Source organism: Streptomyces sp. TBY4 (assembly GCF_024213195.1).
GTDB lineage: Bacteria > Actinomycetota > Actinomycetes > Streptomycetales > Streptomycetaceae > Streptomyces.
Genome location: NZ_JANAVF010000026.1, coordinates 1 through 12,972 on the forward strand (window position 1 = coordinate 1; position 12,972 = coordinate 12,972).

The 12,972-nt window shown below is 73.4% G+C and carries 14 protein-coding genes; 5 read left to right on the forward strand and 9 right to left on the reverse strand.

Annotated elements, in window-relative coordinates:
• Positions 1 to 163: 163 nt before the first annotated feature.
• Positions 164 to 967: an enoyl-CoA hydratase/isomerase family protein gene (locus tag NLX94_RS36890; RefSeq protein WP_254387651.1), complete on the forward strand. Its 804-nt coding sequence runs from the start codon at positions 164 to 166 to the stop codon at positions 965 to 967.
• Positions 968 to 976: 9 nt separating this feature from the next.
• Here NLX94_RS36890 and NLX94_RS36895 read toward each other — a convergent pair whose 3' ends face one another.
• Together NLX94_RS36895 and NLX94_RS36900 are read right to left on the reverse strand one after the other, a co-directional pair.
• The gene (locus NLX94_RS36895) at positions 977 to 1,759 is read right to left on the reverse strand and encodes a VOC family protein (protein WP_254387652.1); all 783 of its coding nucleotides are present in this window, start codon (positions 1,757 to 1,759) and stop codon (positions 977 to 979) included.
• Between the two features lie 187 nt (positions 1,760 to 1,946).
• On the reverse strand, positions 1,947 to 2,870 hold the full coding sequence (locus NLX94_RS36900) for a hypothetical protein (RefSeq protein ID WP_254387653.1): 924 nt from the start codon (positions 2,868 to 2,870) through the stop codon (positions 1,947 to 1,949).
• A 113-nt stretch (positions 2,871 to 2,983) separates the two neighbouring features.
• On the opposite strand from NLX94_RS36900, the gene NLX94_RS36905 reads away from it, so the two are divergent.
• The 3 genes from NLX94_RS36905 (at position 2,984) to NLX94_RS36915 (ending at position 5,528) form a co-directional block, all read left to right on the forward strand.
• Complete coding sequence (locus tag NLX94_RS36905) at positions 2,984 to 3,601, forward strand: flavin reductase family protein (protein ID WP_254387722.1); 618 nt, start codon at positions 2,984 to 2,986, stop codon at positions 3,599 to 3,601.
• Positions 3,602 to 3,678: 77 nt separating this feature from the next.
• On the forward strand, positions 3,679 to 4,578 hold the full coding sequence (locus NLX94_RS36910) for a hypothetical protein (protein WP_254387654.1): 900 nt from the start codon (positions 3,679 to 3,681) through the stop codon (positions 4,576 to 4,578).
• A 50-nt stretch (positions 4,579 to 4,628) separates the two neighbouring features.
• Positions 4,629 to 5,528: a hypothetical protein gene (locus NLX94_RS36915; protein ID WP_254387655.1), complete on the forward strand. Its 900-nt coding sequence runs from the start codon at positions 4,629 to 4,631 to the stop codon at positions 5,526 to 5,528.
• Positions 5,529 to 5,592: 64 nt separating this feature from the next.
• Here NLX94_RS36915 and NLX94_RS36920 read toward each other — a convergent pair whose 3' ends face one another.
• From NLX94_RS36920 to NLX94_RS36930, 3 genes are all read right to left on the reverse strand, one after another.
• Complete coding sequence (locus NLX94_RS36920) at positions 5,593 to 6,660, reverse strand: Zn-dependent alcohol dehydrogenase (protein ID WP_254387656.1); 1,068 nt, start codon at positions 6,658 to 6,660, stop codon at positions 5,593 to 5,595.
• A complete protein-coding gene (locus NLX94_RS36925) occupies positions 6,657 to 7,862 on the reverse strand; it encodes an acyl-CoA dehydrogenase family protein (protein ID WP_254387657.1) in 1,206 nt (401 codons plus the stop codon). Before NLX94_RS36925 ends, NLX94_RS36920 begins: the two co-directional genes overlap by 4 nt.
• Before the next feature lie 83 nt (positions 7,863 to 7,945).
• Positions 7,946 to 8,866 (reverse strand): SDR family NAD(P)-dependent oxidoreductase, encoded by a 921-nt coding sequence (locus tag NLX94_RS36930; RefSeq protein WP_254387658.1) that lies wholly within the window; start codon positions 8,864 to 8,866, stop codon positions 7,946 to 7,948.
• A gap of 119 nt (positions 8,867 to 8,985) precedes the next feature.
• On the opposite strand from NLX94_RS36930, the gene NLX94_RS36935 reads away from it, so the two are divergent.
• On the forward strand, positions 8,986 to 9,912 hold the full coding sequence (locus NLX94_RS36935; RefSeq protein ID WP_254387723.1) for a cyclase family protein: 927 nt from the start codon (positions 8,986 to 8,988) through the stop codon (positions 9,910 to 9,912).
• 15 nt (positions 9,913 to 9,927) lie between these two features.
• Here the strand turns inward: NLX94_RS36935 and NLX94_RS36940 are convergent, their stop codons facing one another.
• The 4 genes from NLX94_RS36940 to NLX94_RS36955 form a co-directional block, all read right to left on the reverse strand.
• On the reverse strand, positions 9,928 to 10,467 hold the full coding sequence (locus tag NLX94_RS36940; protein ID WP_254387659.1) for a hypothetical protein: 540 nt from the start codon (positions 10,465 to 10,467) through the stop codon (positions 9,928 to 9,930).
• On the reverse strand, positions 10,464 to 10,991 hold the full coding sequence (locus NLX94_RS36945; RefSeq protein ID WP_254387660.1) for a SigE family RNA polymerase sigma factor: 528 nt from the start codon (positions 10,989 to 10,991) through the stop codon (positions 10,464 to 10,466). Before NLX94_RS36945 ends, NLX94_RS36940 begins: the two co-directional genes overlap by 4 nt.
• Before the next feature lie 231 nt (positions 10,992 to 11,222).
• Positions 11,223 to 11,714 carry an ATP-binding protein gene (locus tag NLX94_RS36950; protein ID WP_254387661.1) on the reverse strand — a complete coding sequence of 164 codons (492 nt, stop codon included), beginning with the start codon at positions 11,712 to 11,714 and terminating at the stop codon, positions 11,223 to 11,225.
• A gap of 328 nt (positions 11,715 to 12,042) precedes the next feature.
• The gene (locus tag NLX94_RS36955; protein WP_254387662.1) at positions 12,043 to 12,972 is read right to left on the reverse strand and encodes an acyl-CoA dehydrogenase family protein; all 930 of its coding nucleotides are present in this window, start codon (positions 12,970 to 12,972) and stop codon (positions 12,043 to 12,045) included.

A 12,972-nucleotide genomic window follows, 5' to 3' on the forward strand; every position in this document is an offset into this window, starting at 1 on the left:
CCCCCCCCCCCCCGCCCCCGGCACCGCCCCACCCGCAGCCAACCCCACCCGTGCAGCCGGACGCCAGCCAACACCCAGCCCCGCCGGCGTTTGAGGCGCAGGGGTCCGGGGGCAGCGCCCCCGGCAACGGCGCCGCACAGCCATCCACCCCGAACGGAGTTCCATGACCCCCACCCCCGAGGACGAAGTCCTCCACCGCTTCGAGAGCGGCGTCTCCTGGATCACCCTCAACCGCCCGGAGGCCATGAACGCCGTCACCTGGGACCAACGCGAACGCGTCATCGCGCTGCTCACCGAAGCCTCCGCCGACCCCGCCATCCGGGCCGTCGTCATCACCGCCACCGGCAAGGGTTTCTGCGCAGGCGCAGACCTCCGCGGCACCCCCGCCACCCCCAAGGAGCGCGTCGCCGGCGACGTAGCCCGCATGATCCGCCTCGGCGCCCAACGCCTGATCACAGCAGTGCTCGACTGCGAAAAGCCGGTCATCGCCGCAGTGAACGGCACCGCCGCCGGCATCGGCGCCCACCTCGCCCTCGCCTGCGACCTGGTCATCGCCGCCGAACCGGCCCGTTTCATCGAGGTGTTCGTCCGCCGCGGCCTGGTCCCCGACGGCGGAGGCGCCTACCTCCTCCCCCGCCTCCTCGGCCCGCAGAAGGCGAAGGAGCTGATGTTCTTCGGGGACGCCGTCCCCGCCGCCGAGGCCGAGCGGCTGGGCCTGGTGAACCGGGTCGTGCCCGCCGAGGCACTCGAGGACACCGCCCGGGAGTGGGCGGAGCGCCTCGCGCAGGGCCCCACCCGCGCCCTGGCCCTGACGAAGCAGCTGGTCAACGCCTCCCTGGACAGCGACCGGGCGACAGCACTCGCCGCCGAGGCCACCGCCCAGGAACTCAACATGACCACGGCCGACGCCAACGAAGGCGTCGCAAGCTTCGTGGAGCGCCGCACCCCGAAGTACCTGGGCCGCTAGGCGGTAGGCCTACATCCGCGGATCCGGCGCCAGCAGAGCAAACACCGCTCCCGTCGGATCCGCGGTCCAAGCCATCCGCCCGACCTCCGGAACATCCGCGGCGGGCATCAGGACCGACCCCCCGCCACCCCGCACCGCGGCCACGGTCGCATCCACATCAGCCACGTTGAAGTACGGCACCCAGCGCGGGACTTCCCCCGCCCCGTCGCCCAGCGGCGCGACCCCGCCGAAGGAGCCGTCCTCCTGGTCCCCGTCGGCGATGCTCAGCACCCGGTAGGTCATCCCGGGTGCCTCCATCTCCGCCGAGCGCCACCCGAAGAGCCCGCCGTAGAACTCGACGGCCGCGACGGGGTCGGGTACGTGCAGTTCCGCCCAGACCAGGGTGCTCACCTCGGAGGCCCGCCCCAGGCCGGCGGTCTTCCCCGGCTGCCAGCACGCGAACTCCGCACCCTGCGGGTCGGTGAACTGCGCCAGCCAGCCCTCCCCCATGACGTCGCCGGGCTCCATGCGCACCACTCCGCCGCCCGCCCTGACGGCGGCCGCCGTCTCCTGGATGTCGGGGGTGTTGAAGTGCAGCATCCACGCCGGGGTGGCGCCCTCCTCGGTGAGCGGCCCGAGGGCGCCGACGGTCTTGCCGTCCACCTGGAAGAAGCCGTAGCCGCCGGCCTCCGGGCCGAGGGAGACGTACTCCCAGCCGAAGACACCGGTGTAGAACGAGATGGCCCCGTCGGTGTCGGGGCTCCCGAGGTCGAGCCAGTTGGGCGATCCCTTGCGGAACTCGGTGCCGAGCATGAGCTTCCTCCTGTGTGCAGCGCCACTGCGGGGCGGGGCGGGGCGGCGCCGGCCCCGCCCCCCGGTCCCCCGCCACGATGCCGAGCCCGTAAGGAGCCCGCGCCCCAGGGAGCCCCCCACGGCAGCGGAATCACCCGAACGGCGGCCCACCCCCAGCCCGCGCGACCGGCAGGAGCTCCCGCGGCACCTACCCCTCCCGCTTCCGCAGCACCCGCACGTCCCCACCATCCGGGTCACCGATCAGCACGAACAGCTCCGGCTCCTCCGCCGTACCCGCCACCGCCCACACCAGCGAAGCGTCCCCGCACTCCGGAACGGCCAGGACCACGCCCGCCCGGTGGAGTTCGTCCGCCTCCCGGGACTCCCATGTGCCGCGCCCCGAGCACCGGTCGACCACCTCGAAGCCGTCGTGCACCGGCAGCTTCTCCGCCATCACCGTCCCCCGCGCGTCCAGCTCCAGGCGGACGCCGTCGCCGGTCCACTCCCCGACGTACTCGGCGTGCGCCAGGACCGGCGGCCGGTACGGCCCCGCCGACTGCGACGACCAGGCGATGCCGGCGGCGAAGGCCGCCACGACGGCGACCGCGGCGGTCCCGCGCGCCCGGCGCCGCACGGAGGCCTTGTTCCGCTGCCGCATCCGCGCGTGGACGGCCACCGCCACCGGGAGCACCCCGGCGGCCGTGAGCCAGCCCCAGGTGGCGGCGTACGGGGCCGGGGTCAGCAGGGCCACCGGCGCGGCGTACAGGGCGCCGAGCGCGGCGAGCGCCGGCAGGGACCAGACGGGGGCCGGGATCCGGGTGCGGACGCCGGCCGCGTGCGAGAGCTCCATCACGGGGACGGTGACGAGCGTGCTGTGCACCCAGCCCGCCGCGAAGGCCAGCAGGGGCAGGACGAGGCACGTGAAGGCCAGCCCGAAGAGCAGGCCGATGCCGCCGCCGAAGCCCCGGCCGTAGGGGTCGTCCACCGCTTCCGCGAAGGAGGTGGTCTGCCAGAACACCGCCGCGACCGCGAACTGCCCCGCGGCGACGGTCTCCGCACCGGGCGCGATCGCGCTCCAGTCCTGACGCCCCGGCCGCGCCACATCCGCACCGTTGCCCACACCAGTCGCCACGCCGACCCCCCAGCCGCTAATTGAACACGTTCAATCCACGGGTGGACCCTACACCCCCCTTCCCATCTGACGCACCGTCAGCTTCAATCGGGAAGGTGATGGGACACGCAGGGATGGCGGCCACCGTCGTCCGATACCTCAGATCAGTCGGCTCCCTCCCCTCCGCCGCCGCGGAGCCCGGGGCCGAACCCGTCGAAGCACTGCCCCGCCCCGAGCTGCGGGCCGTCGGCGAGGACGAGCGCGCGCCCGTCAGCCCCGCCGAGTTCCGGGCCGTCCTCGGGAACTTCGCCAGCGGGGTCACGATCATCACCTCGCCGCCCGGCGAGGACGAGGACGGACCGGCCGGCTTCGCCTGCCAGTCCTTCGCCTCGCTCTCCCTCGACCCGCCGCTGGTCACCTTCATGGTGGCCCGTACGTCGACCACCTGGCCCCGCATCGCGCGCACCGGGGTGTTCTGCGTGAACATCCTCGGCGCGGAACAGGGCGAGCTGTGCCGGGCCTTCGCCGTCAGCGGCGCCGACAAGTTCGCCGGCGTCGCCCACACCCCGGCCCCCGCCACCGGCTCGCCGCAGCTCGACGCGGTGCCCGCCTGGATCGACTGCCGCATCCACGCCGTGCACACCGGCGGCGACCACCTCATCGTCGTGGGCCGGGTCGAGGCCATGGGCGCGTCCGGCGAGGGCGATCCACTCCTCTTTCACAAGGGCCGCTTCGGCCGCTTCACCGGCTGACGGAACCGGCTGACGCAGCCCCCGGGCCGCACCCGCCACGCCCCCGCTATCCTGCGGATCTCGAACGGGCGGGGGCCATGGGGAACACGTACGAGCCGGGTCGCAGCAGGTGGACCGGCATCACCGGCTGGCTGATGGTGGCCAGTGCGATCGGCGCGGTCCTCTGCGCCCTGACACCGGTGTCCGCGTACCCGCCGCTGACGGCCGAGCTGGTCCTCGCCGGCGCCTCCGCCGTCTTCGCCGCCTGCTGGGTCGTGGCCTCGTACCGCGCCCGGACCGGACCGCTGGACAAGCCGTCGCCGCCGACCGGCAGCCGCACCGGGGACCACGTCCTGTCCTGGATCTTCGCCCTGGGCATGCCGCTCGCGGTGGCGGGCGCCCTCATGGTGCTGTGCACCGGCTCCAGCGAGGACGGCAAGAGGATCGAACGCCTGGAGCGGGCCGGCTACGACAACCGCACGGTGGAGATCGCCCGGTTGGCCGGCGACCCCGTGCGTACACCCCCCTCCGAGGACAGCGACGGCTGGTACGACACCGACCTCGTCCTCCGCGTCCCCTTCGACAGCGGGGACCGGGAGGTCCTCCTGAAGGGGTACGAGACCACCCGATCCCCCGAGCCCGGGATGCGGGTGGAGGCCTATTTCGCCCCGGCCCACCCCGAGGAGGGCGTGGCCGAGTACACCGACATGGGCCGGGCCCGGGTCGTCATCATCCTCTTCGCCCTGTGCTTCGCCGTGCCGCTCTTCGGCGGCGCCGCCGCCATCGCCAAGTCGCACATGGACCCGTCGGACATGGAGTACCTGCGCCGCTTCCGCCCCGGCGTCCACCTGCCGGCCCTCGCGATCCTGCTGTTCGGGCTCGTCCTGCTCCTGCCGGCCGCCCTCGAGTTCGAGGTCTACGGCTACAACCGGCTGCCCGCCTTCCTCGCGAGCCTGACCCCGGTGCTCGCCCTGACCTGGGTCGTCAAGCGCAGCTGAAGCACGCGCGCCCCACCGCTATCCTGCGGATCTCGAACAGGCGGGGGGCCATGGGAAACACGTACGAGCCGGGTCGCAGCAAGTGGACCGGCATCACCGGCTGGCTGATGGTGGGCAGTGCGAGCGCCGCGATCGGCTGCGCGCTGACCCCGGTGTCCCCGTACCCGCCGCTGACCGCCGAGCTCGTCTTCGCCGGCGCCTCCGCCGTCTTCGCCGCCTGCTGGGTCGTGGCCTCGTACCGCGCCCGGACCGGCCCGCTGGACAAGCCGCCGCCACCGGCCGGCTACCGCGCCGGGGACGAGCGGCTGGCCTACCTCTTCGCCATCGGCGTGCCCTTCGCCGTGGCCGCCGCCCTCGTGGTGCTGTGCACCGGCTCCAGCGCGAACGGCAAGGAGATCGAGCGGCTCGATCGCGTCGGGTACGCCGAGCGCAAGGTCGAGATCGTCCGGCTGGCCGGCGAGCCGGCGTTCACGCCGCCCAGGGAGGACGTCCACGGCTGGTACAACACCGACCTCGTCGTCCGCGCCGCCTTCGACAGCGGCCCCCGGGAGGCCCTCCTCAAGGGGTTCGAAACCTCTCGGTCCCCCGAGCCGGGCATGCGGGTCACCGCCCATTTCGCGCCCGCCCACCCCGAGGAGGGCGTGGCCGAACGCCCCTTCATGACCCGAGCCTGGCTCGGGGACCCCATCGCCGCCTTCTTCGGCCTGCTGATCTTCGGCGGCGCCGCCGCCATCACCAAGTCGTTCATGGACCCGTCGGACATGGAGAACCTGCGCCGCTTCCGCCCCGGCACCCACCTCCCGGCCCTCGCGATCCTGCTGTGCGGCCTCGTCCTGCTGCTGCCGGTTTCCCTCGAGTTCCCGGTGGCCGGGTTCCACCGGCTGTCCGCCCTCCTCGCGAGCCTGACGCCGGTGCTGGCCCTCACCTGGGTGGTCCGGCGGAGGTACTGAAACACGCCGCGGCCGGCCCTGCTCCGGAGAGCGGGGCCGGCCACGGTCCAGTGGAACCGGCGGGTCAGAACGTGAGCACCCCCCGCGCCACCCGACCGTGGTGGGCGTCGTCCACGGCCTTGGCGAAGTCCTCGACCGGGTAGACCTCGGTGACCAGCTCGTCCAGCAGCAGCTTGCCCTGGCGGTAGAGCTCCGCGTAGAGCGCGATGTCCCGCTGCGGGCGCGAGGATCCGTACCGGCAGCCCATGATCGTCTTGTCCAGGTACATGGACGAGACCTGGAAGGCCGCCTCCTCCTTGAAGCCGGGCACGCCGAGCAGCACCGCCTGTCCGTGCCGGTCCAGCAGGTCGATCGCCTGCCGGATCAGCTTGACGTTGCCCACGCACTCGAAGGCGTGGTCGGCGCCCGTGGGCAGGATCTCCTTCACGGCCGCCGAGGAGTCCGCCACCGCCGAGGCGTCGATGAAGTGCGTGGCGCCGAACTGCCGGGCCACCGCCTCCTTCGCCGGGTTCGCGTCGATCGCCACGATGGTCGTCGCGCCCGCGATCCGGGCGCCCTGGAGCACGTTGAGTCCGATGCCGCCGGTGCCGATGACGACCACGCTCTCGCCCCGGTCCACCTTGGCCCGGTTCAGTACGGCGCCCACGCCCGTCAGTACCCCGCACCCGATGAGGGCGGCCGAGGTCAGCGGGATGTCCTGGGGGATCTTCACGGCCTGGACGGCCTTGACGAGGGTCCGCTCCGCGAAGGCCGAGTTGGAGGCGAACTGGAAGATCGGCTTGCCGCCCCGCGAGAACGGCTGCCCCGGCATCCCGATCGCCTTGCGGCACATGGTCGGCCGGCCGCGGTCACAGTCGGCGCACGCCCCGCAGTTGGCGAGCGTGGACAGCGAGACGTGATCACCGGGCACCACGTGCGTGACCCCGGACCCGACCGCCTCCACCACGCCCGCGCCCTCGTGCCCGAGCACCACCGGCGGCGGGAACGGGATCGTCCCGTCGATCACCGACAGATCGCTGTGGCACAGCCCGGCCGCCGCTATCGCGACCAGCACCTCCCCCGGCCCCGGGTCCCGGATCTCCAGATCGTCGACCACCTGGGCCTGCTTGCCGTCGAATACGACGCCTCTCACCTGGACTCCTTAGGCAGGCCGAGCACGCGCTCGGCGATGATGTTGCGCTGGATCTCGTCCGAGCCGCCGTAGATGGTGTCGGCGCGGGTGAACAGGAACAGCCGCTGCTCCTCGTCGAGTCCGAGTTCGTACGGGGTCCCGGGCGACCAGTGCCCCGGCCCGGCCGTGGCCACCGCGCCCCGGACCTGCACCGCCAGCTCCCCGAGCCGCCGGTGCCAGCCGCCCCACAGCAGTTTGGCCACGCTGGGCGCACCGGGATCCCCGCCTGCGGCGCCCAGCGTCCGCAGCGCGTTCCACCGCATCGTGCGCAGCTCGGCCCACTGCCGTACGAGGCGTTCGCGCAGGACCGGGTCGCCCGAGCCGGCGGCCACGTACGCGCGGACCACCCGCTCCAGTTCGGCCGCGAAGCCGATCTGCTGGACCAGCGTGGAGACCCCGCGCTCCAGGGCGAGCAGTCCCATGGCCACGGTCCAGCCGTTGCCCTCCCCGCCCACCACCTCGGCGGCGACGGCCCCGTCGAAGAACACCTCGTTGAACTCGGAGGTCCCCGACATCTGCCGGATGGGCCGGACCTCGACCCGGCCCGGCTGATCCATGCGGACCAGGAGGAAGGACAGCCCGCGGTGGCGCCGGGATCCGGCTTCGGTGCGGGCCAGGACGAAGCACCAGTCGGCGTCCTGGGCGAGCGAGGTCCAGATCTTCTGCCCGGTGACGCGCAGCAGCCCGTCGGCAGGGTCCCGTTCGGCGGTCGTACGGATTCCCGCGAGGTCGGAGCCGGCGCCCGGTTCGGAGTACCCCTGGCACCACAGCTCCTCGCCGCGGGCGATGCCGGGGAGGAAGCGGGCGCGCTGCTCCGGGGAGCCGTAGGCGATCAGGGTCGGCGCGAGGAGGTTCTCGCCGATGTGGCCGACCCGGGCCGGGGCGCGCGCGGCCGCGTACTCCTCGGCCCACACCACCTGCCCGGTGAGGGAGAGCCGCCGGTTCCCGTAGGCGTCCCCGGGGCCCGTCTCCCAGCCCTGGCCGATCCACCCGCCCCGGCCCAGCTCGCGCTCCCACGCACGCCGGATCTCGACCCCCTCGTGCTCGCTGCCGGGCCCGCCGAGGCCGCGCGCCGCCTCGTACGGGCCGGTGAGGTGCTCGGCGAGCCACGCCCGCGCGCGGCCGCGCAGCTCCTCGTCCTCCTCGTCGAAGCCGAAGTCCATGGTCAGTGCCCCCTCGGGTGCTGTCCGGCCGCAGGGCCGCTCTTTCGGGTCTTGCCGATCCACCCTGAACGCCCTGCCAGGGCTCACGCGTTGGGGCGTTCCTTGGCGGCCGCCGCCTTGGCCATGGCCTCGAGCTGGGCCAGCATCGGCATCGGGTCGGTGCCGACCGTCCCGGGCAGGAAGTCGGCGATCTTCTCGGGGGTCCAGGAGCCCTCGGCGTAGCCGGCGCGCAGTTCGCGGGGCTGGGCCCAGACGGCGATCTTCGGGCCGGCGATCGTGTAGACCTGCCCGGTGATCTTCTCGCCGCCGACGGCCACGGCCTTGTCGGAGAGCAGGTAGGTCACGAGCGCGGCCACGTCCTCGGGCTCGCCGATCTCCTTGAGCTCCATCGGCACGTTGGCCGACATCCGGGTGCGCGCCACGGGCGCCACCGCGTTGGCGGTGACCCCGTACTTGGCCAGCCCCAGGGCGGCGGAGCGGACGAGCGAGATGATCCCGCCCTTGGCCGCGCTGTAGTTGGCCTGGGCCACGGAGCCCTGGTGGTTGCCGCTGGTGAAGCCGATCAGCGTGCCGGTGCCCTGGCGGCGCATGACGGCGGAGGCCGCGCGGAAGACGGTGAAGGTGCCCTTGAGGTGGGTGGCGACCACCGGGTCCCACTCCTCCTCGGACATGTTGAACAGCATCCGCTCGCGCAGGATGCCGGCGACGCACACGACTCCGTCGATGCGTCCGTACTGGGCGAGCGCGGTGTCGACGATGCGCTGCCCGCCCGCCATGGTCGAGATGTCGTCGGCGACGGCGACGGCCTCCCCGCCGGCGGCGACGATCTCCTTCACCACCGCTTCGGCGATCTCGCTGGTGGGCTCGTTGCCCTCCATCCCCACGCCGTAGTCGTTGACGACGACCCTGGCGCCCTCGGCGGCCGCGGCGAGCGCCACGGCCCGTCCGATGCCCCGGCCGGCGCCTGTGACGGCGACGACTTTGCCTGCCAAGAAGTTCCCCACGTCCGGCCCCTTCCCGCGTTTTCTGACGGTCCGTTAGATTCTATGGGCAGTCAGATGCACGAGCACAAGCCCCAGTTGGCCACCACGATTCATTTCACTCCGAGGAGCTGATGAGATCGATGTCCATGCCCGCCGAGTTCCACGACATCGCCAAGCGCGTCAACAACTGGGGCCGGTGGGGCGCCGAGGACGAGATCGGCACCATCAACCTCATCACCGACGAGGTGGTCCGGGCGGCCGCCGCCGAGATCCGTACCGGCCGCCGCATCCCCCTGGCCCTCCCCCTCAAGGAGGACGGGGTGCAGTCCGGCATGATCCCCGGCCGCATCAACCCGCTGCACACGATGGTGCAGATCAACCAGGAGCTCTTCGGCCCGGGCACGGTGGCCTGCAGCGACGACGCGGTGACCTTCGGCCTCCAGGCCGGCACCCACTGGGACGCCCTCACCCACGTCTCGCACTCGGGGAAGATCTACAACGGCCGCCCGGCCGGCACCATCACGGCGCACGGCCGCGCCGAGTTCAGCGGCATCGACAAGGCCGGGCACATCGTCTCGCGAGGGGTCCTGCTGGACGTGGCCCGCGCCAAGGGTCTGGACCGGCTCCCCGGCGGCCACGCGGTCACCCCGGAGGACCTGGAGGAGGCGCAGGAGTTCGGCGGGGTCACCGTCCGCGCGGGGGACATCGTCCTGGTCCGCACCGGCCAGGTGCAGGTCTACCTGGCGGGCGACAAGCACGGCTACGGCTACCCGTCGCCCGGCCTGTCCGTCCGTACGCCCGAGTGGTTCCACGCCCGGGACGTGGCGGCCGTCGCGAACGACACCCTGACCTTCGAGATCTTCCCGCCCGAGATCGACAACCTCTGGCTGCCGGTGCACGCGCTGGACCTGGTCGAGATGGGCATGCACCAGGGCCAGAACTGGAACCTCGAAAAGTTGTCCACAGCCTGTGCGGAAGAATCCCGCTACTCCTTCCTCCTCTCGGCCATGCCGGAACCCTTCGTCGGCGCAGTCGGCACCCCGGTGGCCCCGATCGCCATCCTCTGACCCGCCCGCCAACCCTCAGCGGCAGGGTTCCGGCTCGGCCGCCAGGGGGCGGAAGGTGATCGGGGGGGCCGAGCCCGGGTGGACGAAGCGGGCCTCGGTCGGGGAGACGAGGAGCATCGTGCCCTTCGTGTACGGGTCCTCCCAGACGGCCGGGTCCAGGGCGTCCTCGCGGACCTCCGGGTCGGCGCGCCACCAGCGGCCGTCGAAGTGCGTGGAGCGGATCCCGCAGTGCACGTACAGCTCGTGCGGGTACGGGACCCCGAGCGCGGGGCCGGCCGGATCGGGCGGCGGCGGGGCCGGTGCGGTCGTCCGGCCCGTGGAGGCGGCGGGCGGGCCCGGCAGGCGGGGCCCGTCGGCCGGGAGCCGGGGCGCGGCGAGGAAGGCCGCCACCGCGGCGGCCGCCAGCAGGCCCGCTCCCGTCGCCCGCCTGCGCCGGCGGGCGCGGGCGGCGGCCCGGACGACGGCGTGCGGTGCGGGCGCCGGGACCGGGACCGCCGGCCCGTCCGCCAGCGCGCGCAAGGCGTGGCGCAGCTCTTCTTCGGGGAACCCGTTCATCGAACCTCCGCATCGGTCGTACCGCCGCCGGGCCAGAGGTCGGGGCAGGCCCGCAAGCGGGTCAGCGCCCTCGCCGCCAGACTGGTCACCGTGCCGTTCGGGCAGCCCAGGAGCTCCGCCGTCTGCTCGACGGTCAGGTCCTGGTAGTACCGCAGCACCAGGACGGCCCGCTGCCGGCGGGGCAGGCCGAGCAGGGCGCGTTCGAGCAGGTCCGTGGCGGCGACCGCCTCCGCGGTGGGCGGGGCGGAGCCGCCGGCGGAATCGGGCAGGGCCGCGTGGGGGAGCTCGTGGTGCCAGCGCCTGCGGCGCCAGGTGCAGTACGTGGTGACCATGACCTTGTGCGCGTAGCCGATCGGCGCGTCGTAGCGGCCGGCGCGGTCCCAGCGGTCGTAGACCTTGGCCAGCGTCACCTGGACCAAGTCCTGCCCCAGGTGCCAGTCGCCCGTCAGCAGCCGTGCGGTGCGCAGCAGCGGGAGTCCCGCCGCCTCGACGAACTCGGCAAAGGTTTCTTCGGATGGCTCCACCCGGCCACACCCCCTCACCCTCCAAGACGACCCGGCGGGGCCATCGCATTGCAGGGCGGAGGTAGCGAACTTCTGCGGGTGGCGGCGGCGCGTATGCACGCCCCGAGCGCGGCACGGCGGCCGCCACCCCACGACCCGCACTCGTCAAGGCAGGACTGACCCTTGGCGTCCCCTCGCGACGAATCGTTCAAGACAAGAGTGATCACCAGTTGACGAACCGTCAACACCTCGTTAGAGGTACACGCGCGGTTCCCGGATCGGGTCGTGGATTTCCGGTCCGCCCGGGGCAGCGGACGGGGCGGGCGCGGCGGTCTCCGCGAACGCGTCCGCGGCCTTCTCCTCGCGGTCGATCTCGCACCAGATCCGCTTCCCGGCGCCCTCGCGCTGCCAGCCCCAGCGGTCCGCCAGCCCGTCCACCAGTTCCAGCCCGCGGCCGCCCGTGTCGTCCCCGGCCGCCTGCCGCGGGGACGGCGCCCGGTCGCTCGCGTCCGCGACCTCCACCCGCACCCCCGGCTCCCCGAAGAGCATGCGCAGTACGGCCGGACAGCCGGTGTGCACGACGGCGTTGGTGACCAGCTCGGAGATGAGCAGGATCAGGGTCTCGGCGAGCGGTTCGTCATCCCCTATGCCGCAGCCCGCGAGCCGGGAGCGGGCCCATCGGCGGGCCCGGCCGACCTCGGCGGGGTCCGCTCCTACCTCCAGCTGCACCTGAAGCACCTGCACCGCTCACACCATCCGAACCGGCGGACACTTCGCCTCGCGAGGGGACGACGGGGTCACAGCGCGTGACCCCCTTGCGGAGCAGCATGGTTGACATACAGTCACGACAACAAGCGCTTTGGGCATATTCCAGCGTGAAGGAGTGGGCGTGGTGCATACTGTGCGGCGCTCGCGCCGCTCAACCGCTCGCATTCCCGGGAGCGTACCGGAGCGGCCCCCTGCCCCCGGGCCGCAATGAGTCGGGCGAAGGACACAAACCGATATCAACTCTCTGTAATCGGACATGCGTCCCGCGCCGTCCCTCCCGTGCCCGGCTGTCACTGTGCGCGAGCTACTCCGCCGCCGCCAGCAGCTCCGCCGCCAGCGCCTCCTCCGCCTGCGCCGCCGTCCGCCACTGCTCCGCCCGCACCCAGGCCCGCTTCAGGTGCAGGTGCACATCCGCCTCCCAGGTGAAGCCCATCCCGCCGTGCACCTGCAGGCAGTCCCGGGCGTTGCGCACGGCCGCCTCGTCGGCGAGCAGCTTGGCTCCGGCCACCTCCGCCGGATCGGCCGTCACGGCGGCCGCGTAGACCGCCGTACGGGCCACCTCCGCGCGCACCAGCATCTGCGCACACAGGTGCTTGACCGCCTGGAACCCCCCGATCGGCTGCCCGAACTGCTCGCGCTCCTTGGCGTAGCGCACGGCCAGTTCCACCGTGCGCAGCGCGCTGCCGAGCTGCAGGGCCGCCGTCAGCAGCGCCCCGGCGTCCCGGTACGGACCGGCCGCCACCGGAGGCCCCGGTACGGAGACCCGTGCCAGCGGGGTCAGCGGGTCCGCGGAGCGCACCGGCTCCCCCGCATGGACCTCGACCGGCTCCCCGTCCGCGCCGAGCACCGCGTCGGCCTCGCCGAGGTGGGACACGAGCGGGCCCTCCAGGTCGAAGGCCGTCACCACCGACTCGCCCTCCGCGGCGCCCGCGACCAGCCCGGCGGCCAGGTGGGTGGCGACCAGCGGGCCGGGCAGCAGCGCCCGCCCGGCCTCCTCGAAGACGAGGACGGCCTCCGGCAGCCCGAGCCCGACCCCGCCCTCGTCCTCCGGGAGCCGCAGCGCGAAGAACCCGGCCTCGCCGAGCTCCCGCCACAGCGCCCGGTCCACCGACCGGCCCGTGGCGGCCGCCGCGTCGACCGAGGCCCGCAGCTCCTCGCGTCCGTACCGGCCCGCCAGGAGGTCCCGTACGCCTGCCCGCAGGTCCCGCTGGTCCTGCGTCGGCTGGAAGTCCAC